The 26,049-nt window shown below is 63.0% G+C and carries 20 protein-coding genes and 1 pseudogene; 9 read left to right on the top strand and 12 right to left on the bottom strand.

The annotated features are described in order from the left end of the window. The first annotated feature begins 25 nt into the window (after window positions 1-25). Window positions 26-193, top strand: a complete 168-nt coding sequence (locus NCS03_RS16510; protein WP_008353574.1) for a hypothetical protein — start codon at window positions 26-28, stop codon at window positions 191-193. 92 nt (window positions 194-285) lie between these two features. On the opposite strand, the gene NCS03_RS16505 is transcribed toward NCS03_RS16510, so the two are convergent. Both NCS03_RS16505 and NCS03_RS16500 read right to left on the bottom strand, forming a co-directional pair. Further along, the gene (locus NCS03_RS16505) at window positions 286-558 is read right to left on the bottom strand and encodes a hypothetical protein (RefSeq protein WP_250529407.1); all 273 of its coding nucleotides are present in this window, start codon (window positions 556-558) and stop codon (window positions 286-288) included. Window positions 559-689: 131 nt separating this feature from the next. After that, window positions 690-1,508 carry a helix-turn-helix domain-containing protein gene (locus tag NCS03_RS16500; protein WP_250529406.1) on the bottom strand — a complete coding sequence of 273 codons (819 nt, stop codon included), beginning with the start codon at window positions 1,506-1,508 and terminating at the stop codon, window positions 690-692. Window positions 1,509-1,745: 237 nt separating this feature from the next. Here NCS03_RS16500 and motA point away from each other — a divergent pair, with 237 nt between their 5' ends. Then, window positions 1,746-2,618, top strand: coding sequence for a flagellar motor stator protein MotA (gene motA, locus NCS03_RS16495; protein WP_008353577.1), 873 nt, complete (start codon window positions 1,746-1,748; stop codon window positions 2,616-2,618). 30 nt (window positions 2,619-2,648) lie between these two features. Next, a complete protein-coding gene (gene motB, locus NCS03_RS16490; RefSeq protein ID WP_008353578.1) occupies window positions 2,649-3,629 on the top strand; it encodes a flagellar motor protein MotB in 981 nt (326 codons plus the stop codon). 61 nt (window positions 3,630-3,690) lie between these two features. Here the strand turns inward: motB and NCS03_RS16485 are convergent. Next, window positions 3,691-5,021: pseudogene (locus NCS03_RS16485) on the bottom strand (Nramp family divalent metal transporter). A gap of 264 nt (window positions 5,022-5,285) precedes the next feature. On the opposite strand from NCS03_RS16485, the gene NCS03_RS16480 reads away from it, so the two are divergent. The 6 genes from NCS03_RS16480 to NCS03_RS16455 all read left to right on the top strand — a co-directional run bounded on the left by NCS03_RS16480 (window position 5,286) and on the right by NCS03_RS16455 (window position 14,086). Continuing rightward, entirely contained in the window at window positions 5,286-5,567 is a 282-nt protein-coding gene (locus tag NCS03_RS16480; RefSeq protein WP_008353580.1) for a DUF4148 domain-containing protein, read from the top strand. Between the two features lie 320 nt (window positions 5,568-5,887). After that, window positions 5,888-9,073 (top strand): efflux RND transporter permease subunit, encoded by a 3,186-nt coding sequence (locus tag NCS03_RS16475; protein WP_175979222.1) that lies wholly within the window; start codon window positions 5,888-5,890, stop codon window positions 9,071-9,073. Window positions 9,074-9,094: 21 nt separating this feature from the next. Then, complete coding sequence (locus tag NCS03_RS16470) at window positions 9,095-10,336, top strand: efflux RND transporter periplasmic adaptor subunit (protein ID WP_250529405.1); 1,242 nt, start codon at window positions 9,095-9,097, stop codon at window positions 10,334-10,336. Next, window positions 10,333-11,787, top strand: coding sequence for an efflux transporter outer membrane subunit (locus NCS03_RS16465; RefSeq protein ID WP_250529404.1), 1,455 nt, complete (start codon window positions 10,333-10,335; stop codon window positions 11,785-11,787). The genes NCS03_RS16470 and NCS03_RS16465 overlap by 4 nt, the downstream gene beginning before the upstream one ends. A gap of 92 nt (window positions 11,788-11,879) precedes the next feature. Continuing rightward, the gene (locus tag NCS03_RS16460) at window positions 11,880-12,593 is read left to right on the top strand and encodes a heavy metal response regulator transcription factor (RefSeq protein WP_008353587.1); all 714 of its coding nucleotides are present in this window, start codon (window positions 11,880-11,882) and stop codon (window positions 12,591-12,593) included. After that, window positions 12,590-14,086, top strand: coding sequence for a heavy metal sensor histidine kinase (locus NCS03_RS16455; RefSeq protein ID WP_008353588.1), 1,497 nt, complete (start codon window positions 12,590-12,592; stop codon window positions 14,084-14,086). Before NCS03_RS16460 ends, NCS03_RS16455 begins: the two co-directional genes overlap by 4 nt. 10 nt (window positions 14,087-14,096) lie before the next feature. Here the strand turns inward: NCS03_RS16455 and NCS03_RS16450 are convergent, their stop codons facing one another. From NCS03_RS16450 to NCS03_RS16410, 9 genes are all read right to left on the bottom strand, one after another. Beyond that, window positions 14,097-14,723, bottom strand: coding sequence for a hypothetical protein (locus NCS03_RS16450; protein WP_250529403.1), 627 nt, complete (start codon window positions 14,721-14,723; stop codon window positions 14,097-14,099). Window positions 14,724-14,867: 144 nt separating this feature from the next. Continuing rightward, the gene (locus NCS03_RS16445) at window positions 14,868-15,839 is read right to left on the bottom strand and encodes a hypothetical protein (protein ID WP_008353590.1); all 972 of its coding nucleotides are present in this window, start codon (window positions 15,837-15,839) and stop codon (window positions 14,868-14,870) included. Window positions 15,840-15,983: 144 nt separating this feature from the next. After that, entirely contained in the window at window positions 15,984-16,331 is a 348-nt protein-coding gene (locus NCS03_RS16440; protein ID WP_175979218.1) for a hypothetical protein, read from the bottom strand. Between the two features lie 123 nt (window positions 16,332-16,454). Then, window positions 16,455-16,805, bottom strand: a complete 351-nt coding sequence (locus tag NCS03_RS16435; RefSeq protein ID WP_175979217.1) for a hypothetical protein — start codon at window positions 16,803-16,805, stop codon at window positions 16,455-16,457. Between the two features lie 602 nt (window positions 16,806-17,407). Next, entirely contained in the window at window positions 17,408-20,137 is a 2,730-nt protein-coding gene (locus tag NCS03_RS16430; RefSeq protein ID WP_250529402.1) for a nitrate reductase, read from the bottom strand. A gap of 28 nt (window positions 20,138-20,165) precedes the next feature. Further along, window positions 20,166-21,425, bottom strand: coding sequence for an NAD(P)/FAD-dependent oxidoreductase (locus NCS03_RS16425; protein ID WP_250529401.1), 1,260 nt, complete (start codon window positions 21,423-21,425; stop codon window positions 20,166-20,168). Continuing rightward, on the bottom strand, window positions 21,422-21,766 hold the full coding sequence (gene nirD / locus NCS03_RS16420; RefSeq protein WP_008353596.1) for a nitrite reductase small subunit NirD: 345 nt from the start codon (window positions 21,764-21,766) through the stop codon (window positions 21,422-21,424). The genes NCS03_RS16425 and nirD overlap by 4 nt, the downstream gene beginning before the upstream one ends. 18 nt (window positions 21,767-21,784) lie before the next feature. After that, window positions 21,785-24,307: a nitrite reductase large subunit NirB gene (nirB, locus tag NCS03_RS16415; RefSeq protein ID WP_250529400.1), complete on the bottom strand. Its 2,523-nt coding sequence runs from the start codon at window positions 24,305-24,307 to the stop codon at window positions 21,785-21,787. A 12-nt stretch (window positions 24,308-24,319) separates the two neighbouring features. Then, window positions 24,320-25,645 carry an MFS transporter gene (locus NCS03_RS16410; protein ID WP_008353599.1) on the bottom strand — a complete coding sequence of 442 codons (1,326 nt, stop codon included), beginning with the start codon at window positions 25,643-25,645 and terminating at the stop codon, window positions 24,320-24,322. Between the last annotated feature and the right edge of the window lie 404 nt (window positions 25,646-26,049).

Below are 26,049 nucleotides of genomic sequence, written 5' to 3'. Positions count from 1 at the left end.
CCGCGAATCTTTTGAGGACAACACCATGTCGACAATGCCCCGCTCCCCCGAGGAGCCGCTCGAACCGGACCCGGACAAGCTGCTCGATCCCGACGCCGCGCCGAACCCCGAAGATCCGGACATGCCTGACGGCCCGGATTCCGCGACGCCGATGGTGCCCGCCGATCCGAAAAACGGCGAACCGCGCATGTAGAACGCCGGGCGGCCATCGCGCGCATAAAGCAATGCCCGCGCGGCCTTGAAAGCGGCGCGGGCATTCTTACTGATGCTCGTGGACGAAGAGCGTTACAGGCTAGTGGTCTGCACCGCGCCGGTTTCCAGCGCACGCTCGATGAGCGCTTCCTGCTGCGCCTTGCGAACGGCATCGGCGACGAGCGTATCGGGCGCTCCCACTTCGGCCTTGATCGCGCCGATGATGCCGTCCGCTTCGACGATCACGAGCGATTCCGCCGAATCCGCACGGCTGATGATGACGCGCAGCGGCCCGCCGCCCTCCGCGATGCTGGCGCAAAACTGCATCGTTTGCCCGCCGATCACTTGTTCGAATGTTTGAATCATCGCTGCCTTCCGCGTTGGTTGGACAAAAGCTGACACAGGCTGCGCGCCATGCGGCGCGCAGCCTGCTTTCTCATTGATCCGCGCATGTCGACTAGGTTCAATTCTGTAAGCATGCGCGGCGCGACGCAAGCTCAACGTCTTGCGTCGGCGAGTTCGCGAAGGATGGCGGCGGTCGAATTGTCGGCGGGAAAGAAGGCTTCGATCGCAAGCTCCGACAACGTGATGTCGACGGGCGTGCCGAAAACCGTCGTCGTGCTCAAGAACGACAGCACGCCGTGCTGCGTGCGCAAACGCAAGGGCACGACGACGGGATCGGTCTCGCCGCGCGGCTCGTGGGTCGCGTGACGCGGCGCGGGATACGCCTCCAGTTCGGCCAAGAGCGCGACGAGCGTCGCATCGCCGGACACGTCGATTTGCCGGCGCAGGCGCGCGAGCAGATGCGCGCGCCACTCGTGCCAGTTGTCGATGGCATCGGCGAGACCTTGCGGATGCATCGACAGCCGCAGCACGTTGACGGGCGGCACGAGCAATTGCGCATCCGCCGATGCGACGAGCGGCGCGAAAGCCGCGTTGGCCGCGATCATCGTCCAGTGACGATCGACCGCGAGCGCGGGATACGGCTCATGCCCTTTGAGCACGAGATCGACAGCACGCCTGGCAGCGGAAAGTTGCGGATCGGCCAGCGCGCGCTCGCGATAAACCGGCGCATAACCGGCCGCGACGAGCAGCGTGTTGCGCTCGCGCAGCGGCACGTCCAGTTGCTCGGCGAGGCGCATCAGCATGTCCCGGCTCGGCAGCGAGCGGCCCGATTCGACGAAGCTCAGGTGACGCGTGGACACGTCCGCAACGCCTGCGAGATCGAGCTGGCTCATGCGCCTGCGCTGACGCCATTCGCGCAATAGCGCGCCGACGTCCGATCGAACGGCCGGATGTACGAGGGTCGAGTTCATGCAACCGATGTTAGACGAAACATGATCACGCGATCCATTACCTGCGAAGTAAGCGGCGCCACGAACGTAACATTTACGCCGCAAACATTGCGAAGAAAAACTTGCGCGCGACACCCTAAATCTCCGGCACTTTCGCGCCGATAAGTCCAACAACAAGCGAACAATGCGTCGCGAGCCGTGCGCGTCTCAATCCCGAGCACGCACGGCCCGCGGCGCCCGGACTTTTGCGGAGAAATCATGTTTGTCATCATCGGATGGTTGTTGGTCATCGGCTCGGTGATCGGAAGCTTCGTCGGCGTCGGCGGCCACCTCGCGGCCCTCGTGCAACCGTTCGAGCTGCTGTGCATTTTCGGCGCGGCGATCGGCGCGTTCGTCGTGTCGAATCCGACCGCGACGCTCAAGAAAACGTTGCAATCGATTCCGAAGGCGTTCAAGGGCGGCGGCTACACGAAAGAGAAATATCTCGCGCTGATCGCATTGCTCTACGAACTGCTTCAGAAGGCGCGCAAGGAAGGCATGATGGCGCTCGAAGCCGATGTCGATGCGCCCGAGTCCAGCCCGGTCTTTCAGAAGTACGAGCACGTCATGGCCGATCATCATCTGCTCGACTTCATCGTCGACTATCTGCGCATGATGTCGGCGGGCAATGTCAACGCGCTCGAAATGCAGGATCTGATGGACGAAGAGCTCGACACGCACCACACCGAAAGCTCGATCGCCGCGAACGCCATTCAGAAAATGGCCGATGGCCTGCCTGCGTTCGGTATCGTCGCCGCGGTGATGGGCGTCGTGCACACGATGGGCTCGGTCGGCGCCGCGCCCGCCGTGCTCGGCGAGATGATCGCGGGTGCGCTCGTCGGCACGTTCCTCGGCATTCTGCTGGCGTACGGCTTCATCGGCCCGCTCGCGGACCTGCTCAACGCGAAGGGCGCGGCCGAAGCGAAGCCGTTCCAGTGCGTGAAGTCCGTGCTGCTCGCATCGATGAACGGTTATGCGCCGACGATCGCGGTCGAGTTCGGCCGCAAGGTGCTCTTCACCGCCGATCGTCCGAGCTTCAAGGAACTCGACGACGCGGTTCGTGCCACCAAGATGCCGAAGGCGGCTTCGTGATGACATCGGGTACGCAAAGGACCAACGCACATGGCTGAGAAACCGTCACGCGATCCGCTGCAGTCCGTGCTTGCGCCGACTGTCGTCGTCAAGCGCAAGAAGAAGGCGCACGGACACGGCCATCATGGCGGCGCATGGAAGATCGCCTACGCCGACTTCGTCACCGCGATGATGGCGTTCTTTCTGTTGATGTGGCTGCTCGGATCGACATCGAAGTACGACAAGGAAGGCATCGAGCAATACTTCAATACGCCGCTTTCCGCATTGTTCGGCAACGATGGCGGCGCGTCGGCGCATACGAGCGTCATCGCGGGCGGCGGCAGGGATCTGTCGAGCACGCGTCCGGGTGAAGGCAACAAGACCCAGACGCAACCGGTGCCGCAATCGATCGCGCGCGCTGCCGTTGCAATGGACGACTTGCGCAAGCTGCAGCAACTCAAGCAGAAGCTGATGGCGCTCATCGAGCAGACGCCTGCGCTGCGCGCGTACAAGGATCAGATTCGCATCGCGATCACGAGTGAAGGCTTGCGTATCGAGATCGTCGATTCGCTCAAGCGGCCGATGTTCGCATCGGGCAGTTCGAGACTCGAAAGCTATGTGACGACGATTCTGACGAACATCGGCGCATCGCTGAACGATGTCGATAACCGCGTGTCGATCGCGGGGCATACGGATGCGGTGCCCTATTCCGGCGGTCAGGCGGGCTATTCGAACTGGGAGCTTTCGAGCGAACGGGCGAATGCCGCGCGGCGCGCGCTCGTCGCGGGCGGCATGAAGGAAAGCAAGGTGCTGCAAGTGCGCGGACTGTCCGACGTGCTGCCGCTCAACAAGGATGTCGTCGACGAGCCGACGAATCGGCGGATCAGTATTCTCGTGCTGAACAAGGCCGCGGAACAGGCGTTCTTCCGCGATGGCGGCAGAACCACGGTCGATGAAACGCGGCCTGTCGAAGCGGCGCTTCCCGCGCCGGTCTCGGTCAAGTCGGATGCGCCGGCGGCGGTGGTAAAGTAGACAACGCTCGCGGCTTGACGAAGCGCCATGCACATCGAATCGTGCATGGCGCTTTTTCATTTCAGCCGAGCCACTCCGCGACCGTCTGCACCACGAGCCAGACGTTCGCCGCGCTGATGACCACGAACAGCGCCCACGCGACGAGCTTCATGAACGGTTTGTTCGAGAACGCTCCCATGAGGCCGCGATCGCTCGTCATCCGGATCAGCGGATAAAGCGCGAACGGCAGTTGCAGGCTCAGCACGACCTGACTCGCGACGAGCAGCTTGCCGACCGCGCCGTTGCCCATCACGTACACGCCGATCAACGCTGGCACGAGCGCAAGCGCCCGCGTGATGAATCGGCGCTGATAGCACGGGATTTTCAGTTGCAGGAACCCTTCCATGATGACCTGCCCTGCAATGGTCCCGGTGAACGTCGAACTCTGGCCCGATGCAAAGAGCGTCACCGCGAAGAGAATCGCCGCAAGCCCGGTTCCCACGATAGGCGCAAGCAGCTTGTACGCATCTTCGATCTCGGTCACTTGCGTGTGTCCCGTCGCGTGAAATGCCGATGCCGCGAGAATCAGGATCGCCGCATTGATCAGCAGCGCGAGAACGAGCGACACGATCGTATCGAGCCGCGAAAGATTGATCGCCGATGCAAGGCTCTTCGCATCGCGATTCACCACGCGGGTCTGCACGATCGAGGAATGCAGATACAGGTTATGCGGCATCACGGTCGCGCCGAGAATGCCTATCGCGAGATAAAGCGGCTCGCGATCGCTCAACGCGTGAATCGATGGTACGAGCCCGGCAGCAACCGAAGGCCAATGCGGTTTGACGAGCACGAGCTCGACGATATAACCGACGCCGATCGTCGCGATGAGCCCGAGCATGATGGCTTCGAGATCGCGAAAGTTCTTGCCTTTCAGGCCCAGCACGATGAGCGTATCGAATGCGGTGAGCACCACGCCCCACATCAGCGAAACGCCGAACAGCAAATGAAACGCGAGTGCGCCGCCGAGCACTTCCGCGAGATCGCACGCGATGATCGATAACTCCGCGAGCATCCATTGCACGCTCGCGACCGGTTTCGCGTAACGCTCACGCGATAGCTGCGCGAGATCCTTTCCCGTGACGATGCCAAGGCGCATCGAAAGACATTGCAGCACCATCGCCGCAAGACTCGACAACACGACGACAAAGAGCAGGCTATAGCCGTAGCGTGAGCCGGCTTCGATATCCGTCGCCCAGTTGCCCGGGTCCATATAGCCGATGGAATGAGCAGGCCCGGCCCCGCGAATTGCAGAAGCTTCTTCCATAGCGGCGCGCCCGGCGAAACGGCGACGGAGCCTTTGACTTCCGATGGGCAAAACGGCGCGGTGGCCGTGGTCGGCAGATTGAACGGCAATTTATCGAGTCCTGATGGGATATCGGGGACAACATCCGCGAACGATGTTGTTCAGGTAGCTTACAAGGCGCGTCTCGCGGGCGAGTCTATCACCGGCTGCGCGCATTCACAGACAGCCCCAATCTGACCAAAGCGTCATCTCATCGCCAGCATCTCGTCACGGTACGACAAATAGAATTCAGTGGTGGCTGTAGCGAGCGTGCCGACGCTGCATATCGCGCAACCGCATGTCCCGTTCATCTTTACCCGCATGAGGAGTGCGCCATGAAACTAGTCACACGCATCGCTGTAATTGCCCTTGCTGCCGCGCCGCTCGCCGCGCTCGCACAATCCGAAGGTCTCACGCGCGCACAGGTGAAAGCGGATCTGCAACGCGTCGAACAAGCCGGCTATAACCCGTCCGAGCGCGATGCGTTCTATCCGAACGACATACAGGCAGCCGAAGCCAAGGTCAGCGCGCAAAGCGCATATGGCTCGTCCAGCGACGGTTCGTCGTCTTCGGGACGCACGATGTCGACGACGCCGCTCGGTCAAACCCCGCAGTAACGCACGCTCATCGAACGAGACACGCGCGGCCTTCCGCGCCGTCTCGCTCGCGTCCCTTCGAAGCGCGTAACCCGCGCTCGCGCTTCGCTATTCCCCGCTGTCCGATGCGAATGCTCCGCCCTACCATGGGCTTTCGCAAGCTTGCTTTCAAACCGCCTTATCTGACATCGGCGCCATATTCACGTCATATTGTCGTTGGCACCCGGCCACTACCATAACGACACTGATGGCGAACCGCACGCCCCGCTCCGTCATTGCGTCCCGCGCGTTGCATTCGCCTCATTCGCAGCGCCCTCTCCCAGCTTCTTCCGAACGACTCAATGTGGATAGTCAACGTTGCGCTTAAGCGGCCATACACGTTCATCGTGATGGCCATCATGATCCTGCTGGCGACGCCGTTCGTCCTCATGACGACGCCTGTGGACGTGCTTCCCGAAATCGACATTCCGGTTGTCAGCATCATCTGGAACTACACAGGCCTTTCCGCGCAGGACATGGCCAATCGCATCACGTCGGTCAACGAGCGCAGCCTCACGACCACGGTGAACAATATCGAGCACATCGAGTCGCAATCGCTGCAAGGCATCGCGATCATCAAGCTCTTTCTGCAGCCCACCGCGAACATCCAGACCGCGATCGCGCAAACAGTGGCCGTCGAACAGGCGCAAGTGAAGCAGATGCCGCCGGGCGCGACGCCGCCCCTCGTCATCAGCTATTCGGCGTCGAGCATTCCGGTGATTCAGCTCGGGCTTTCGAGTCCGAAGCAATCCGAGCAGGACCTGAACGATACCGCGCTCAATTTCTTGCGCCCTCAACTCGTGACGATTCCGGGCGCGGCCGTGCCTTATCCGTATGGCGGCAAGACGCGCCTCATCTCCGTCGATCTCGACACGCGCGCGCTGCTCGCGAAAGGACTCACGCCGACCGATGTCGTCCAGGCCGTCAACGCGCAAAACCTGATCCTTCCGACCGGCACCGCAAAGATCGGCCCGCGCGAATATACGGTCGACATGAACGGTTCGCCCGCGACCGTCGCGGGCCTGAACGACATTCCGGTTCGCACGATCAACGGCGCGACGACCTATCTGCGCGAAGTCGCGCACGTCCGCGACGGCTTCTCGCCGCAGACCAACATCGTGCGTCAGGACGGGCATCGCGGCGTGCTGATCTCGGTGCTGAAGAACGGCAACGCGTCGACGCTGTCCATCGTCAATACGTTGCATGATCTCTTGCCGCAAGCGCGGGCGTCGCTGCCTTCCGATCTGAAGATCAGCGCGCTCTTCGATCAGTCGGTGTTCGTGAAGGCCGCCGTGCAAGGCGTCGTGCGCGAAGCGCTCATCGCCGCCGCGCTCACCGCCGCGATGATCCTGCTCTTTCTCGGCAACTGGCGCAGCACCTGCATCATCGCGATCTCGATACCGCTCTCGATTCTCTCGTCGCTGATCGTGCTGCATGCGCTCGGGCAGACGATCAACATCATGACGCTCGGCGGCCTCGCACTCGCAGTCGGCATTCTCGTCGACGATGCCACCGTCACGATCGAGAACATCGAGCGTCATCTGCACATGGGCACGAATCTGCACGACGCGATCCTCGAAGGCGCAGGTGAAATCGCGGTGCCCGCGCTCGTCTCGACGCTGTGCATCTGCATCGTGTTCGTGCCGATGTTCTTTCTCACCGGCGTCGCCAAGTTCCTGTTCGTGCCGCTTGCGGAAGCCGTCGTGTTCGCAATGCTCGCGTCGTACATCCTTTCGCGCACGCTCGTGCCGACGCTCGCGATGCTGTTGATGGGCCACGCGCACGCACCCGATGCGAAGGCAAAGCCGAATCTCTTCGTGCGTCTGCATCAGCGCTTCGATCGCGGCTTCGAGCGCATGCGCGGCGCGTATATCGTGATTCTGTCGAGCCTGCTCGTGAAGCGGCGTCTGTTCGCGACGCTCTTTCTCGGCTTCTGCCTGTTGTCGGCGGGCCTCGTGTTCGTGCTCGGCGAAGACTTCTTCCCGAGCGTCGATGCGGGCGATATTCGCCTGCACATGCGCGCGCCGACCGGCACGCGCATCGAGGAGACCGCGCGACTCGCGGATGAAGTCGAAAAGGTCGTGCGCCAGATCGTGCCGCAAGACGAACTCGCGACGATACTGGATAACCTCGGTCTGCCTTATAGCGGCATCAACCTGTCGTACAGCAATGCCGGAACGATCGGCACGCTCGACGGCGAAATTCAGGTCGCGCTCAACGCGGATCATTCGCCGACGCAAAAGTACATCGACGAATTGCGTGCGCTCCTGCCGCGCCGCTTTCCCGGCGTCGAATTCTTCTTCCAACCTGCGGACATCGTCACGCAGATTCTCAACTTCGGCTTGCCCGCCGCCATCGACGTGCAGATTCAAGGGCAGAACGGCCAGGCGAATTTCGAAGTCGCGAGCAAGCTGATGAAGCAGATCCGCATGATTCCCGGCAATGTCGATACGCACATCCAGCAGAAGCTAGACGAACCGGCCATCGATTTGCAGATGGATCGCACGCGCCTGCAGCAACTCAATCTGTCCGCAAGCAACGTCGCGCAGAACGTGCTGGTTTCGCTTTCGGGAAGCTCGCAAACCGCGCCGGGATTCTGGTTCAACCCGCGCAACGGCGTCGAATACAACCTCGCGGTGCAGACGCCGCAGTATCAGATTTCATCGATCGACGAACTGCTGCGAACGCCCGTGTCCGCATCGCTCAACGGTCCCACGCAACTGCTCGGCAATCTCGTGCGCCTCTCGCCGAAGAATCAGTTCGCGGTGGTCACGCACTACAACATCCGGCCCGTGATCGATCTCTTCGTGAGCGTCGAAGGCCGCGATCTCGGCAGCGTCGCGCGCCAGGTTAATCAACTCGTCGATGAAGCGCAGAAGACGCTTCCGCGCGGCAGCCAGATCGTCGTGCGCGGTCAGGTCGAGACGATGCGGACGTCGTTCGTCGGCCTCGGACTGGGCGTCGCGATGGCGATCGTGCTCGTGTATCTGCTGATCGTCGTGAACTTCCAGTCGTGGATCGATCCGCTCATCATCGTAAGCGCATTGCCCGCCGCGCTCGCGGGCATCATCTGGATGCTCTTTCTCACCGGCACGCACCTGAGCGTGCCCGCGCTGACCGGCGCGATCATGACGATGGGCGTCGCCACCGCGAACAGCATCCTGATGGTCTCGTTCGCGCGACAGCGTCTGAACGCGGGCATGCCGCCGCTCACCGCCGCGCTCGAGGCGGGCGCGAGCCGCATACGCCCCGTGTTGATGACCGCGTTCGCGATGATCATCGGCATGATTCCGATGGCGCTCGGCCTCGGCGAAGGCGCCGAGCAAAACGCGCCGCTCGGCCGCGCGGTGATCGGTGGCCTGCTGTTCGCAACGGTTTCCACGCTCTTTTTCGTGCCGCTCGTCTTCGCAGGCATTCACGCACGTCTTGCACGGCGCGCCGCGCGAAGAGGTAACACGCAACATGAAGACGGCAGCGGCCAACACTGACATCAAAGCATCCCGACGAACATGACTGAAAAGAACCACGCATCGCTTGCGATTCCCGCTCGCGACCCGAACGAAGGGCCCGCGCTGCCGCCGCGCAACGTCGAATGGAAACGCGCGAAGATCGCGCTCGTGATCGTGCTCGCGTTGCTCGCGATAGGCGCGGCGCGCACGGTCGTCACCGATGTGCTGCATAGCCATTCCATCGCCGCGCGCACGCAGCAGAACGCGCAGCAATACGTGAACGTCGTCATGCCTAAAGAGACCGATGGCGGCGGCGAAACGACGTTGCCGGGGACCTTGCGCGGCTTCGTCGAATCGCCGATCTATGCGCGTGCGACGGGTTATCTGCTGCACTGGTACGTCGATATCGGATCGCGCGTGAAGCAAGGCCAGTTGCTCGCCGATCTCGACACGCCCGAGATCGATCAGGAGCTTGCGCAAGCGGTCGCGCAACGCGATCAGACTGCATCGAGCCTCGGACTCGCGAAGAGCTCGCTCGAACGCTGGCAGCAATTGCGTCAGCGCGATGCCGTGTCGCAACAGGAACTCGACGAGCGTCAGAGCACGTACAACCAGGACGTCGCGAATCTCGCGGCCGCCGATGCCAACGTGAAGCGTCTGCGTCAGCTCGAATCGTTCAAGCGCATCGTCGCGCCTTTTGCGGGCGTCGTCACGCAGCGCAATGTGGATGTCGGCGATCTGATCGATGCGGGCAGCGGCACGAGCCGCGCGCTCTTCGCGCTCGCCCAGTCGGACCCGTTGCGCGTGTTCGTGCAGTTGCCGCAGGCTTATGCGCAGAACGTATCGGTCGGACAGGACGTGACGGTCACGCAGGCGGAGCTGCCCGGCGAACAGTTCCACGGCAAGATCGCCCACATCTCCGGCGCGATCGACGTGCCCACGCGCTCGTTGCAAGTCGAAGTGACGCTGCCGAATCCCGATGGGCGGCTACGGCCCGGCGCGTATGTGCAGGTCGCCGTGCCCGCGACCGCGCACGCGCGTCTGCTCGTGCCAGGCAACGCGCTGCTCTTCCGTTCCGAAGGTCCACGTCTCGCGGTCGTCGATGGCAACGGTCATGTGAGCCTGCGCAAGATCGTGATCGCGCAGGATCTCGGACAATCGCTCGAAATCGAGAGCGGAATCGACGCGACCGACAAGGTCATCATCAACCCGAGCGATTCGATCGCCGATGGCGATCACGTCGTGATCGCGCCGCAGCAAACGCAACGACAGCCCGCGTCGGGCAGCAAGGCCGCATCATGAAGACCGCGCTTGGCATCACGCTCGTCTCGCTGCTTGCCGCGTGTACGGTCGGGCCCGACTATCATCGGCCCGTCGCCGCAACGCCGCCTACGTGGAAGACGGATTCGTACTGGCGCGTGGGCGAGCCGTCGCATGCGCCGCTCGCGCTCGACTGGTGGCAAGGCTTCGGCGATGTGACGTTGAACGGTCTCGAAACGCAGGCGCTCGCACAGAATCAGACGCTCGCCGCGGCGAGCGCGCACTACGCACAGGCTCGCGCGACGCTCGCGCAAACATCCGCGCTGGGGCTGCCTGAAGTCGATCTCGGTGCAAACGCGTCGCGCTCGCGCATTTCGAAGAACCGGCCCGTCACCAACTACGCGACGCCGAGCAACGCTACCGTTCAAAGCGATCTGAAGCTCGCGCCGACGGTCAACTACGACGTCGATCTGTTCGGCCGCATCCGTCGCGAAGTGGAGGCCGCGCATGCATCGGCGGATCAGTCGCGCGACGATCTCGCGAATGCGCGTCTCGTGCTGACCACCGATCTCGCCAGCGACTACTTCTCGATGCGCGAGCTCGATGCGGAGATCGACGTGCTGAATCGTTCTGTCGTGCTGCAAAAGAAAGCGCTCGATTACGTGCAGGCGCAACACGATCTCGGCGCGGTGTCAGGCCTCGATGTATTGCAGCAGCAAGCGCAACTCGATCAGACGCGCGTGCAGGCGCAACTGCTGCTCAATCAGCGCGCGCAATTCGAACATGCGATCGCCGCGCTCGTCGGGACGCCCGCGCCGCAATTCTCGATCGCGCCTGAATTGAACGAACGCCCGCTTCCGCCGATTCCACTCGGCGTGCCGAGCGATGTACTGCAACGCCGGCCGGATGTCGCATCCGCCGAGCGTGCGATGGCCGCGGCCAATGCGCAGATCGGCGTCGCGAAAGCGGCGTTCTTTCCGAGCCTCACGTTGAACGGCACGGTCGGCTGGGAAAGCACGGCGTTCTCAAGTCTGATTTCCGCGCCGAGCCTTTTGTGGACCATCGGGACGATGGCAAGCCAGGTCATCTTCGATGGTGGACGGCGCTCCGCAGCCGTCGATTTCGCGAACGAAGGCTATGTCGCGGCCGTCGCGAATTATCGGCAGACGGTGCTCGGCGCGTTTCAGCAAGTGCAGGACGGCATCGTCGGATTGTCGGTGCTGGACGGCGCGGCGAAACAGTCGCACGCCGCGGTCGTCGATGCGCAACGCTTGCTGTCGCTCGCGAACGATCGTTATTCGGGCGGGCTCGTCGCCTATCTCGACGTCATCACCGCACAGCAGCAATTGCTCACGAGCGAACGACAGGACGTGCAGATTCGCGGACAGCAGCGCACCGTATCGGTGACGCTCGTGAAGGCATTGGGCGGCGGATGGGACACTGCATCGAACGACGATCAGAAGCTTGCGAACGCAACTACTTCGGGCGAGTAGAAAGAAAACGTAAGCACGATGCCCGCGAGGCTCGTATAGTTAGCAGTTGAACAATGCGGTAAACACACACTGAACGCGCACAGGTGCCAGGCATGAAAGTCCTGATAGTCGAAGACGAACACAAAGTGGTGGATTACCTGCGCTCGGGGTTGACCGAGCAAGGCTGGGTCGTCGATGTCGCGATGGACGGCGAGGAAGGCACGCATCTCGCCATCGAATACGACTACGACGTGATCGTGCTCGACGTGATGCTGCCGAGACGCGACGGCTTCGCGGTATTGAAGGCGCTGCGCCTCCAGAAGTCGACGCCGGTCATCATGCTGACCGCGCGCGATCACATCAACGATCGTGTGCGCGGCCTGCGCGAAGGCGCGGACGATTACCTCACGAAGCCGTTCTCGTTTCTCGAACTCGTCGAGCGTCTGCATGCGCTCGCCCGCCGCACGCGCGCGCAGGAATCGACATTGATATCGGTCGGCGATCTCTATGTCGATCTGATCGGCCGCCGCGCAACACGCGACGGCGTGCGGCTCGACCTCACCGCGAAGGAATTTCAGTTGCTCTCGGTGCTCGCGCGCCGTCACGGCGACATTCTCTCGAAGACCGCGATCACCGAGCTCGTCTGGGAAGTCGATTTCGAAAGTCACACGAACGTCGTCGAAACGGCGATCAAGCGGCTGCGCGCGAAACTGGACGGACCGTTCCGCACCAAACTGCTTCATACCGTGCGTGGCATGGGCTATGTGCTCGAAGTGCGCGAAGTTCGCGACACGCGCGAAGCAAGGGAAGACGCGAGACCATCATGAACACGCAGTGGATATCGTCGACGCCACGCGAGGCACGCGACGCGCGCGAGCCGCGCACGCAACGCTCCATTTCGCGGCGGCTCGCCGTCATGTTCGCGCTCGTCGCGCTGTTCGTGTTCGCGCTCGTCGGCTCGGGACTCTTTCTCGTGCTGCGCGTGCAACTGGAGCAGCATTTGCGCGACTCGCTCGACAATCGCGCGGAGATTGCGCGGCTCATCGTCACGCATGTATCGACGCCGGAGAAATGGAAGATCGCGAAGGAGAAGCTCGCCGACATCACCCCGCGCGACGGCTCCACGCTCTTTGCCGTGTCCAGCAACGATCCGCGCTATGAATACGGCTCGCCGCCCGCGGGCCGCGTCGTCAAGCGCGTGATGGGCGGTTACGTTCACTTCCGTCCGGAAGATCGCGCCTACGACATGCTGATGACCACGCTCACGATTCCGCCCAACGGGGATCGTCCGCCGCTGCAGCTCTTCGTCGCGATCGATTGCTCGCCGAACGTTCATACGATGCGCGCGTTCGGTCTCGCGCTCGCCGCGCTGATGGCGCTCGCCACGGTCGCGGTCCTGCTGCTGAGTTATTCGGTCGCGCGGCTCGGCCTCGCACCGCTCACGCGCCTCACGCGCGATGCATCGAAGCTGAGTCCGACCAATCGATCGCAACGCCTGAACACGCGCGCGCTGCCGATGGAACTCGAAGATCTCGCGAAGTCCTTCAATGGCGCGCTCGAACGGCTCGATCACGCATATGGCCGGCTCGAATCCTTCAACGCCGATGTCGCGCACGAATTGCGCACGCCGGTCACGATTCTCATCGGTCAGACGGAAGTCGCCTTGACGCGCGATCGTTCGATCGACGAGCTGCGTCACACGCTGCAATCGAATCTCGAGGAGTTCGAACGCGTGCGCGCGATCATCAACGACATGCTGTTTCTCGCGCGCGCCGATCAGGGCGAACGCGCGACGGGACTCGTCGAAGTGTCGCTCGCGGCGGAGGTCAATCGCACACTGGAGTTTCTCGAGATTCCGCTGGAAGAAGCGCGAGTGCGCGCCGTCGCGAACGGCGATGCGCGCGCATTCGTCAATACGTCGCTATTCGGCCGTGCGCTGTCCAATCTCGTGATGAACGCAATTCAGCATTGCGCGCCCGGCGCGACGATTTCCGTGGCCATCACGCGGGAACATGGGCGCATTCGCATCGCCGTGGCCAATCCCGGCGAATCGATCCAGCCGCATGTGATGGCGCATCTCTTCGACCGCTTCTATCGCGCGGAAAGTTCGCGCACGAATAGCCGCGAGAATCACGGCCTCGGGCTTGCCATCGTGAAGGCGGTGGCCGAGATGCATCGCGGCACCGTGTCGGCGACGAGCGAGAACGGCGTCAACACGTTCTCGTTCTCGGTCGCGCGTTTCGGCACTGAATCGCGACCCGTCGAAGACGTCGCCTTGCCCGTGCCACCGGTCGTGGAACGGAAGTCCGCCACGACATGAAGCGCGTGCATCACTGACAGAAGTATTCATCCGATGCGGCCATCGGCGCTTCGGCTGTCGCCGGCCTGAAGTGGCTGTACTTGCGATACGTCTTGCCGTTCACCGTCACCGATTCGGCGGCTTCGGTCTCGCCCATTGCCGACGCGATCGCGCTGCTATGCGCTTCGACGTTGCCATTGCCCCAACTGCTCGCGCGCGCATACGATCCGCCTTTCGACGTATCCGTCTTGTTCGCTTCCGAGATCGTGCTCGTGACGGGATTGCGGAAGCTCTTCGTATCGATCGACGATTTCGGCGGCACGTAGCCCCACTTCGACGTGACCGTGCTCATGTCGATCTGCTGCGGCTTCCAGCCGATCACCTTCGCGCCGATCGCGAGCGGCGACAACTCCACTGCGACGATCTGCGTTCCGCGCCGCGCGACGAGCAGGCACTTGCCGCCCGACGTCTGCAAGGGCACGTAGCCGCTCGAAGGCAAGAGCGCGAGCGCCTGCGCATCGGGCATCGACTGCACGCCGACCGGGCTCGCGGCCCAGATCACGCCGGCGCTTGCATCGGCGCGCGCGCTCATCGGCATCATCGAGACCGTCGCACTCGCCGCGAGCGCGATGGCCGCCATTTTCTTGTGACTCTTCATCGCATGCCTCAGCGGGAAAACGAGGGTTGACTCTCCGGGACCAGTCTTTCAAAAGCCAACCCTTCAAAGGTAGAGACGGCCCGATTGCTCAGGCGCGTCTCTCTCGCTCCATGGCGTCACCCTGCCATTGGACCTGTTGCTTCCTCACTTCACCAGCGAGACTTCGATCTTTTCGCCGATGGGCGTGCTCGCCACTTCGACGCCATTCGTATCAGCCTGATCGTACACGCGAGCGGCGACCGGCGTCGGCTGCGCGACCTGCTTCGCGGGCGCCGGCTGAGCCTGCTTGGCCTCGTTCTGCGTTTTCATGCTGACTTCCGGATTGTTGGCGGCGGTCACCGGCAGGCCGAGGCGCGCGCGCACCAGCGGATCGCGATACTTCTCGTCATCCGACAGCACCGCGTCCTCGCCCGATTTCGCGAGCGGCGTGGTCGTGCCCGGGCACAGATGACCCGTCGCCTCGACGGCGCGGCGGTTCGCTTCGCTCTGGCAGAGGAGCGCGAGCGCGACATCGGTCAGGCCCATTGCGCGGAATTCGCGTGCATCGAGGCGGCGTACGCAAGCCTGATCGACGAGCGTCGTGCCGCCGGTCGCGCCGAAGCCGGTGATCGACAGGCCGAAGCTGGCCGAGCCCATGCAGGTGTCGGAGAGCGTCGTGGTGAGCGAGGGTGCGGCGATCGACGGCGTCGTGCGGACCGAGTACGAGCTCTGGTTGTAGTCGACCGTCGTGCGCGTGTCGAAGGCGCTCGTGCCGGGGCCGCTCGTGGCCGCCTTGCCGGTCGCATCGGCGCCGCTTGCATCCGTGCCGGATGTCGTCAGTTGCGGCATCGTCAGCGAGATGTTCACATTCGATGAGCCGCCCTGCGCGGTCGAACGGCCGCCGCTCGCCGTCGCGACGCCGAGGCCGCCGACCGACGACGAATTGGAACTGGTGTTGGCCGTCGAATTCGCCGACGTGCCGATGTTGTTGAGGCTCGATCCGCCGCCCTGGCCGATGCCCGTCGACGTCGAACCCGAAACCGAGCCCGACGAGGAATTGGCGGTGGTGTCGGCGTGGGCGAGTTGCGCGGCGCAAAACAGCACCGCGCATGCCAATTGCAGAGTGGTCTTGTTCATTTTGGTTCTCCGGAAGAAAAGGGGAACGCCACAGCGCATGACGGTCCCGGACGACTTAGAGTATTTTTATGAGTTCGGCAAAGGCGGTATCCCGCAAGCGCACGCTCGTCATGACGCCGCCCCTGCCTTGAGTCGCCGACCAGCTTAGCGCCAGCCGCCGCCGAGCTTGCTCCATGCATTGGCCGCTGCGTCCGCGCCCGAGGTGCCGCCCGCTTGTGCGTTGCCGTGGCCGAAGCCGCTCACCGTCGACGTATTCGTGTGGCTCGTCGTTGCGTTGGTGGCGTTGCCCGTCACGCCGAACTTGTTGCCGGCGATCGATTGCGCATTGCCGTTGGCCGTGCCCGAGTTCGTCGCCGTGAAGCGGCCGAAGCCCGAGACCGAAGCGGACGTCGTGCCGCCCGAGGTCGAGGACGAGCTGGAGTTCGTGGTCGTGGCCATCGCGGCGACGGAGACGAACGAGAGCAGTGCAGCAGCGATCAGAGTGCGTTTCATGATTTGCATTCCTTATCGAATCGGTAAGATTGGATTTCGTTTTTTGTTGTTCGAACCGGGATCACATCGGTTGCGGGAAAGCGAACCCCGTTGCGGCGAAGTTCGCCGTCCGTCGCCGTGTGCTTAGCGCCAGCCGCCGCCCAGCTTGCTCCAGGCATTCGCGGCAGCGTCGGCGCCCGAGACGCCCGTCGCCGTCGAGCCGCCAAAACCCTTGCCGCCCACCGACGACGTGTTGATGTGGCTCGTCGTCGCGTTGGTCGCGTTGCCCGTCACGCCGTAGCCCTGGCCGGCGATCGACGAAGCGTGGCCGTTGGCGGCGCCCGCGTTGGTTGCGGTGAACGAGCCGAAGCCGAACACGGCTGCGCTGGTCGTGCCGCCCGAGGTCGAGCTCGAGCTGGAGTTCGTGCCCGTTGCGAAGGCAGCGGCGGAAACGAGCGAGAGGACGGCGGCTGCTGCGATCAGTTTGCGTTGCATGGTGAGGTCTCCAAGTGTAGGCGCACAGTCAATTCCAGCTACATCGACGCCGATATGTAGCGGATACAGCAAATATCGTTTCGTTAGTATTCCTTCTCCGACGTCTGATCGAATCTGGCTTCGATGGATCAGCGAGCGTTTGAGAAAGGACGCCCCTTTGGGGCGGCTTGACGAATCAGACTGGGAATGAGGCTCGCACGTCGATCAGAAGTCGTCGTTCGTGCAACAGGTCGATGCTGGCCTGGGATGAGCGGATCGTGGCGCGCTGGCCTTCCGCTTGTTCGAATAGTTTTGCGTTCTTCATCGCAATCCCCGTATTACCTTTTGGTGTTGTTTTCAGGCATCCGTTTGTTTAGTGCCTGTGTTTTGAGGTGACTGTACGGAAGATGAACCGGCGAATGCGTTGGCAATCCAACACACCATTTCACGTGGTAATAAATCGTAAGGAGTTTGGTTGGCGAGCGCTCATTCGAGCATACCAATAGCCCGGAAACGCCCTGTTTTCGAGGGTTTGTCCGGAGATCTCCGCAGGAATCGGAAGGCTTGAAAACGCGAAACGCGGGCGACATGCGCCCGCGTTCGTTCGTTAGACCACGGACGAATCAGACCGTGGAGAGACGCGCCATTTCCGTCTCAACGATGAGCTTCTTCAACTCCGGCACGCACGATCCGCAGTTGCCGCCCGCCTTCACGCACGAGGTGATTTCGGCGGCTGTCTTCAATCCCTTGTCGCGGATCGCGTTGCAGATCGTATTGCGTCCGACGCCGAAGCACGAGCACACGGTCGGCCCGGTGTCCTCGCCCTTGCCTATCGGCTGACCGAGCAGGAGGCTCGCGCGGTCCTCGTCGTCGAGGCGTCCCTTTTCGAACAGCGTCGCGAGCCACGCACGCGCGGGCAGATCGGGCCGCTCGGAGATGAACACGCAACTCTCGATACGCTCATTGACCACATGCGCCGCGCGATACACGCCCGCGCTCTTGTCCTCGTATTCGATCCAGTCAGCGTGCTCATCGTCGATATGAAAGAGCGCACGCGCCCAATCGTGATGATCGCCATGGGATGCATCGAAACGATTACGGCCCGCCATTTCGTAGCGGACGAAGCCCGTGCCATGCACGCGCGTCCAGTGCGTGACCATGTCGAGGTCCGGCGCGGCGCGAGAGAGCGAAAAGCCGTGCCATGTCACGTGAAACTTCTCGATTGCGACAGGCGTGTGCTTGAACTCCGGTTCGCCCGAAACCGGATCGACGACGGGATTCACCACCGCACCGACGCGCGCGTCGGAGGCGGTCTGATCGTTCCAGTGGATCGGCACGAACACGCTGCCGCGCGGCATGCCACCGCCATGCTGCACGCGCGCGATCATCGAGCCCCAGCGACTCGACACGCGCGCGAGTTCGCCTTCGCGCACGCCGCATGCGAGCGCGTCTTGCGGATGCATGTCGATGAACGATTCGCTGATATGGCCCGCGAGTTTCGAGGAGCGGCCCGTTCGCGTCATCGTGTGCCATTGGTCGCGCACGCGCCCGGTGTTGAGCACGAGCGGATAGTCGTCATCGGGCGCGTTCACGGGCGCGCGTGCAACGGTTGCTACGAAGCGCGCACGGCCATCTGCATGACTGAAGCGGTGATCTTCGAAGAGCCGCTCCGTTCCTCCCTCTGCCGAGTCGCGCAACGGCCATTGTGTCGGCTGCAGCGCATCGTATTGCGCGCGATCGAGCCCGGCCAGTCCACCGATATGAAACGCGCGATGCACGCCCGCCGACGCATCGTTGCGATACGCGCTCAACCGTGCGTGCTCGTCGAAAATCTCATGCGGACCCGCAAAATCGAAGCCTTCGAAGCCCATGCGCCGCGCGACATCGCAGATGATGCGCCAGTCCGCGCGCGCCTTGCCCGGCGTCGGAATGAACGCGCGTTGACGCGAGATGCGCCGCTCCGAGTTCGTCACGGTGCCATCCTTCTCGCCCCAGCCGAGCGCGGGCAGCAGCACATCGGCGAACGCGTTCGTATCCGTCTTTTCGATGATGTCCGATGCAACCACGAGCTCGCATTTCTCGAGCGCGCGCTTCACGCGATCGCCATCGGGCAGGCTGACGACAGGATTGGTGCCCATCACCCATACGGCTTTCACGCGGCCCGCTTCGATTGCATCGAACAACTCGACGGCCTTCAATCCGGCGCGCTCTGCAATCGCAGGCGAATTCCAGAACGTCCGCACCATCTCGCCATGCAGCGGATCGCCGAACTCGAGATGCGCGGCAAGCGTATTCGCGAGGCCGCCGACTTCGCGTCCGCCCATCGCGTTGGGCTGGCCGGTGAACGAGAACGGTCCCATGCCAGGCTTGCCGATTCGCCCCGTCAGCAGATGGCAATTGATGATGCAGTTGACCTTGTCCGTGCCGGCGCTCGACTGATTCACGCCTTGCGAATAGACCGTCACCACGCGCTCCGTGCGCGCGAAAAGACGATAAAACTCCATCAGATCATGTTGATCGAGCTTGCAGTCTTTCGCGGTTTGCGCGAGATCCGAAGAACCCGCCGCTGCGAGCGCGTCGTCGGAACCGCTGGTATGTGCATCGACGAAAGCCGCATCGATTGCGCCGTGCTCCGCGAGGAACGCGAGCAGGCCGTTGAACAGCGCCACATCGCTGCCAGGCTTGAGCGGCAGATGCAGATCGGCCATTTCGCAAGTCGCGGTATAGCGCGGATCGATGACGACGATCTTCATCTCCGGTCGCTTCTCCTTCATCTTCACGATGCGCTGAAAGAGAATCGGATGACACCATGCCGTGTTCGATCCCACGAGCACGACGAGGTCCGCGAGTTCGAGGTCCTCATAACTCATCGGCACGAGGTCTTCGCCGAACGCGCGCTTGTGTCCCGCCACCGACGACGACATGCACAGCCGCGAGTTCGTATCGATGTTTGCGCTGCCGATGTAGCCCTTCATCAGCTTGTTGGCGACGTAGTAGTCCTCGGTGAGCAACTGACCCGATACATAGAACGCGACCGCGTCGGGACCATGCTCCGCGATGATGCGCGAAAAGCCGCTCGCAACCGTGCCGATGGCATCGGCCCACGATGCATCGGTAAGCGCGCCGCTGCGGCGGTCGCGCAGTTTCGGATTGAGCAGACGCCCTTCGAGTCCAATCGTTTCGCCGAGCGCCGAGCCCTTCACGCACAGACGGCCGAAGTTCGATGGATGCGTTTCATCGCCGGCGATCGACACTTCGGTCGCGCTCTTCGGCGATGCGTTCACACCGCAGCCGACGCCGCAATACGGGCAAGTCGTTTTAACAGAAGCCGTTTGAATGGGGATGATGGACATGCTCACGTTTCTCTATCCTTGGCCGTATTCAGGCTTCACAAAGCGTCTTGCCGAAAAGAAGCTTGCCGCGCAGATGCGATACGTCCGCGCGGCTCTGAATCAGATCGAAATACCAGCCGCCGTCCTTCACGTCGCCGTACAGCACCGCGCCGATCACGCGTCCCGCCTGCAGCACGACACGCTTGTACACGCCGCGGCGCGGATCGCGCAGCACGAGATCCTCGCTGTCCTCGCCGCCGATGAAATCGCCCGCCGAATACAGATCGACGCCCGTCACCTTGAGCTTCGTCGCCGTCGCGCGCTGCACGTAACGGCGATGCCCCGCGCCCGCGAGATGCGCGCCCGCCACGCGCGCCTGATCCCAGATCGGTGCGACGAGACCGAAGGTCGCCGAGCGATGCTGCACGCATTCGCCCACCGCATACACGCGCGGATCGAAAGTCTGCAAGGTGTCGTCGACGACGATGGCGCGCTCGCAGTGCAGCCCCGCCTCTTTCGCGAGCGCGATGTTGGGCCGCACGCCCGCCGTCATCACGACGAGATCAGCGTCGATCTGCGTGCCGTCCGCGAAACGCACGGCGCGCACGCGGTCGTCGCCGACGATCTCCGTGGTCTGCGCGGCCATCGCGAAGTTGAGGCCTTTCGCTTCGAGCGAACGCTTGAGCAACGCGGACGCGGTGGCGTCGAGCTGACGATCCATCAGGCTGCCGCTCGCATGCACGACCGTTACCGACATGCCCTGCCGCTGCAAGCCGTTGGCCGCTTCGAGCCCGAGCAGACCGCCGCCGATGATCACCGCGTGCCGATGATCGCGTGCCGCTTCGATCATCGTTTCGACATCCTGAATGTCGCGAAATGCGATCACACCGGAAAGCTCGCAACCCGGCACCGGAATGATGAATGGCTTCGAGCCGGTCGCGATCAGCAGACGGTCGTAGTGCGCTTCCACGCCCTTCTCCGAACGCACGACGCGCCGCGCACGATCGATTTCGATCACGGCATCGCCCGCATGCAGCGTGATGCCGTTCGCGTCGTACCATTCGCGCGTGTTGAGAATGATGTCGTCGACGCTCTTCTCGCCCGCGAGCACCGGCGACAACAGAATGCGGTTGTAGTTGCCGTACGGCTCGGCGCCGAATACGGTGATGTGGTACAGCTCGGGCGCGATCTTCAGCAGTTCTTCGACCGTACGCATACCGGCCATGCCGTTGCCGATCACCACGAGCCGCTGGCGCGATGCGGCGTGCTTCAACGCCGCCATGGCCGCAACCGCATATTCGGTCTTCATGCCGCGACCCACACCTTGCCGCCCGCGACCTTCACGCGATACGCGCTCACCGAAAGCTCCGGCGCTTCCAGGCATTCGCCCGTGCGCAGATCGAAGTGCTGCTTGTAGATCGGCGATGCAACGACGATACGCTCGCCCAGACTTCCCACGATGCCGCGCGAGAGCACCGCGGCTTGCGAATGGGGGTCGTAGTTGTCGATCGCGTACACGGCTGCCTCTTCGCCCGCGACATGAAACACCGCGACTTGCGTGCCCTTCACGAGCGCGCACACGCCCGTATCCGGCACGATGTCGTCGAGTTCACAAACGGCGGTCCAGTCCTGTTCGATACGGTCGTTCATGATGTTTTTCCTCACGCGTTAAACGGTTTCGGCAAGCTTCGACTTGCGCTCTTCGAGCGTGGCGGGGCGAATCTGGCCGCGCTCTTCCACGAAGGTCACGTTCGCATCGCCCTGTTCGCTGTTGACGAAGTGACGGAAGCGCTTGCGCGTATGCGGATCGGTGACGGCCTTCTTCCATTCGTCCTCGTAGGTATCGACGACGAGTTGCATCTCCGCTTCGAGCTCGGCGGCGATGTCGAGCTTGTCGTTGATGACGACGTCGATCAGATACTCGAGTCCGCCTTCGAGGTTGTCGCGCCATACGCTCGTGCGTTGCAGGCGATCCGCCGTACGCACGTAGAACATCAGGAAGCGGTCGATGTACCGCACGAGCGTGTCGTGATCGAGATCGGACGCAATAAGCTCGGCGTGACGCGGCTTCATGCCGCCGTTGCCGCATACGTAGAGATTCCAGCCCTTCTCCGTCGCGATCACGCCGACGTCCTTGCCTTGCGCTTCGGCGCACTCGCGCGTGCAGCCCGACACGCCGAACTTGATCTTGTGCGGCGTGCGCAGACCCTTGTAGCGATTCTCCAGTTCGATCGCGAGTCCGACCGAATCGCCGACGCCATAACGGCACCACGTCGAGCCGACGCACGACTTCACGGTGCGCAGGGCCTTGCCATACGCATGACCCGATTCGAAGCCCGCCGCGATGAGCTCTTCCCAGATGAACGGCAATTGCTCTACGCGCGCGCCGAACATGTCGACACGCTGGCCGCCCGTAATCTTCGTATAGAGGCCGTACTTCTTCGCGACCTGGCCGACCGCGATCAAGCCATCGGGCGTCACTTCGCCGCCCGGCATGCGCGGCACGACGCTGTACGTGCCATCGCGCTGGATGTTCGCGAGGTAGTAATCGTTCGAATCCTGCAGGCTCGCGTGCTCTTTCTTCAGCACGAACTCGTTCCAGCACGAAGCAAGAATGCTCGCGACGGCAGGCTTGCAGATATCGCAGCCGCGTCCCTTGCCGTGCTTCGCGAGCAGCGTGCCGAACGTGCGATGTCCTTCCACGCGCGCGATGTGATAAAGCTCCTGACGCGAATACGGGAAGTGCTCGCACAGATGATTGTTCACCGCGAGACCCTGCCGCTTCATCTCCGACTTCATCACTTGCGTGACGAGCGGCACGCAGCCGCCGCACGATGCGCCCGCCTTGCACGACGACTTGATCGCGCCAATGCTCGTTGCGCCCGCGCAGACAGCCGCGCAGATTTCAGCCTTGTTTACGTTGTTGCACGAACAGATCTGCGCCGCATCGGGCAAGGCTTCGACGCCGAGCGCGGGCTTCGCTTTTCCATCGCTCGACGGCAGGATCAGGAATTCGGGCGCTTCGGGCAACTCGATCTTGTTCAACATCATCTGCAGCAGCGTGCCGTATTCCGCTGCATCGCCGACCATCACGCCGCCGAGAAGAAACTTGCCGCAGTCGGACACGACGATCTTCTTGTAGACCTGCTTGCGCTCGTCGCTGTACTGATACGTCCGGCTGCCGGGCGTCTTGCCGTGTGCATCGCCGATGCTCGCCACATCGACGCCCATCAGCTTGAGTTTGGTGCTCATGTCCGCGCCCGCGAACGCCGCCTCCTCGCCGATGATCTGCTTCGCGACGATGCGCGCCATGTCGTAACCCGGCGCGACGAGGCCGAACAACTGGCCCTTCCACAACGCACATTCGCCGATGGCATAGATCGCTTCGTCGCTCGTGCGGCAGGCGTCGTCGATCACGATGCCGCCGCGCGCGCCGATGTCGAGACCCGCGGCACGCGCGATGTCGTCGCGCGGACGAATGCCTGCCGAGAACACGATCATGTCGGTGTCGAGATGCGTCTCATCGGCGAAATTCATGCGGTTGGCCGCGCCTTCGCCATCGACGATCGCAAGCGTGTTCTTACCCGTATGAACCGTGACGCCGAGTTCCTCGATCTTCGCGCGCAGCACGCGTCCGCCGCCGTCATCGACCTGCACGGCCATCAGGCGCGGCGCGAATTCGATCACATGCGTTTCGAGTCCCATGTCGCGCAGCGCCTTCGCTGCTTCGAGACCGAGCAGACCGCCGCCGACGACCGTGCCCGTCTTCGAGCGCGCGCCGCATGCCTGCATCGCTTCGAGATCTTCGATCGTGCGATACACGAAGCAGCCGTCGCGATCACGGCCTTCGATGGGCGGCACGAACGGATAGGAGCCGGTCGCGAGCACGAGCTTGTCGTACGCGAGCACTTCGCCCGTCGAAGCCGTCACCGTGCGCGCCGCGCGATCGATCGACACCGCGCGCGCATTCAGTTTCAGCGCATAACCCGAACGTTCGAAGAAGCCCTCTTCGACGAGCGAGAGATCATCCGCGCTCTTGCCCGTGAAGAATTCGGTCAGATGCACGCGGTCGTACGCGGCGCGCGGTTCTTCGCACAGGACCGTCACGTCGAGCGCTTCGTTGCCGCTCTCGGCGAGACATTCGAGGAACTTGTGGCCGACCATGCCGTGGCCGATGACGACGATTTTCATGACGGGGCCTTCTCAGTTTGCAATGACGTTATTGGCTGCGAGCGCGCTTTCGCGCAGTGCCGCTTCGCGTGCCTTGTGTTCGGGGGAGAAGCGCACGGCGAGCGCGCAGAGCGCCGTCGTCGCGACGATCACGCCGAGCATCGAGAGCGTGGCTTGCGCGTTGCCGAGGCCTTTCATCAGGAAGCCCGCTGCGACCGCGCCGACGTTGCCGCCGGCGCCGATCACGCCAGCCACGCCGCCGAGCGCCTTGCGATCGATGAACGGCACGAGCGCGTAAGTCGCGCCGCATGCCATGTGCGTGAAGAGGCCGAACGCAAGCATCGCGACGATGGCGAGCACGACGCTCGGCGCATGCGCGAACGCATAGAGGCCGATGCCTTCGCCCGCGATCAGCGCGAACAACAAGGTCGCGCGGATATCGAGGCCTTTCTTCGCGGCGGCTTTATCGGAGAGCCAGCCGCCGAGCGCGCGGGCGAAGAGCGCGAGCAGACCGAAGCTGCCCGCCGCCATGCCGGCTTGCGCGAGCGAGAGGCCGAAGTGATCGACGTAATAGATCGCCGCCATGTTGTGGATGAACACTTCGACGCCGAAGCACGCGCCGTACGTGACGAAGAGCATCCACACGCGATAGTTCGAGCACGCGGTCAGGAAGCTCTGCCAGCCGCCCTTCTTGCCGCCGTCGATCGCGACGCCGGCACGGCGCAGCGCGACGAAGTCGCCTTGCGGGCAATCCTGCGTATAGCGCCAGTAGAAGAAGGCCATCACCGGCATCGCGATGCCCGGCACGATCAAAGCGACGCGCCATGCCGATGCTTCGCCCACGCCGAGCGCGATCGCTGCCGCGACGAGAAGCGGAATGATCGCCTGCGCCGCGCCCGCGCCCGCGTTGCCCCAGCCGGCAGTCGTTGCGTTCGCGGTGCCGACGACGTTCGGCGCGAACATCACCGACGTGTGGTACTGCGTGATGACGAAGCTCGCGCCGATCGCGCCGATCGCGAGACGGCACCACAGGAAGCTGTCGTAGCCCGTAGAGAGCGCCGCGCCGATGACAGGCACCGAACCCGCGAGCAGCAGCGCGCCATACACGCGGCGCGGGCCGAAGCGATCGCACATCGGTCCGACGACGAGGCGCACCAGAATCGTCACGGCGACGGCCGCGATATTGATGTTCGCAACTTGATCCGCCGTGAGTCCGTATTCCCGCTTGATGAGCGGCATCAGCGGCGCGCAGGCGAACCACGCGAAGAAGCATACGAAGAAGGCCATCCACGTGAGATGGAAGGCGCGCATCGGCGCGCTGCGCATGCTGAAGAGATCGATCCGGGTGGCTTTGTCCATCGTCTTTCCGCAAAAAAAGAAAGGCGTCCCGCGCATGGGCCGGGAAGCCGATGCGGGGGACGCCGTTGTCCGATGCCCGCATGTTCTTCACTTGCCGGGCGCTGTATTCAGGACGGATCGCCGTTGATCCGATGGCGAGACATAAGGCAAGGCCTATGCCATGCGCGCCGCATCGACTTCAGACGCTTGTCGCGCAAGGCTTTGCGCGTTATATGCACGGACTGCGCGCATGAGCTTCACGTCATGTTTCGATGCAGGCGGGCACAGGGATGGTGCGACGCAGCACTGATGCCGTGCGAACGTGCAAGCGATCACTTCGTACGCTCCTCGACTTTGTACTGCACGGTTAACGCACGCAATCACATCGAGCAAGCGCCCATGCGCCCTCGCGGTGCCACCCGCGC

Origin of the sequence: Caballeronia sp. ATUFL_F1_KS4A, assembly GCF_023630905.1 — a bacterium.
In the GTDB taxonomy this organism is placed as follows: Bacteria; Pseudomonadota; Gammaproteobacteria; order Burkholderiales; family Burkholderiaceae; genus Caballeronia; species Caballeronia zhejiangensis.
Note: the sequence above shows the minus strand (reverse complement) of the source record. Positions and strands in the feature narration are given on the sequence as shown.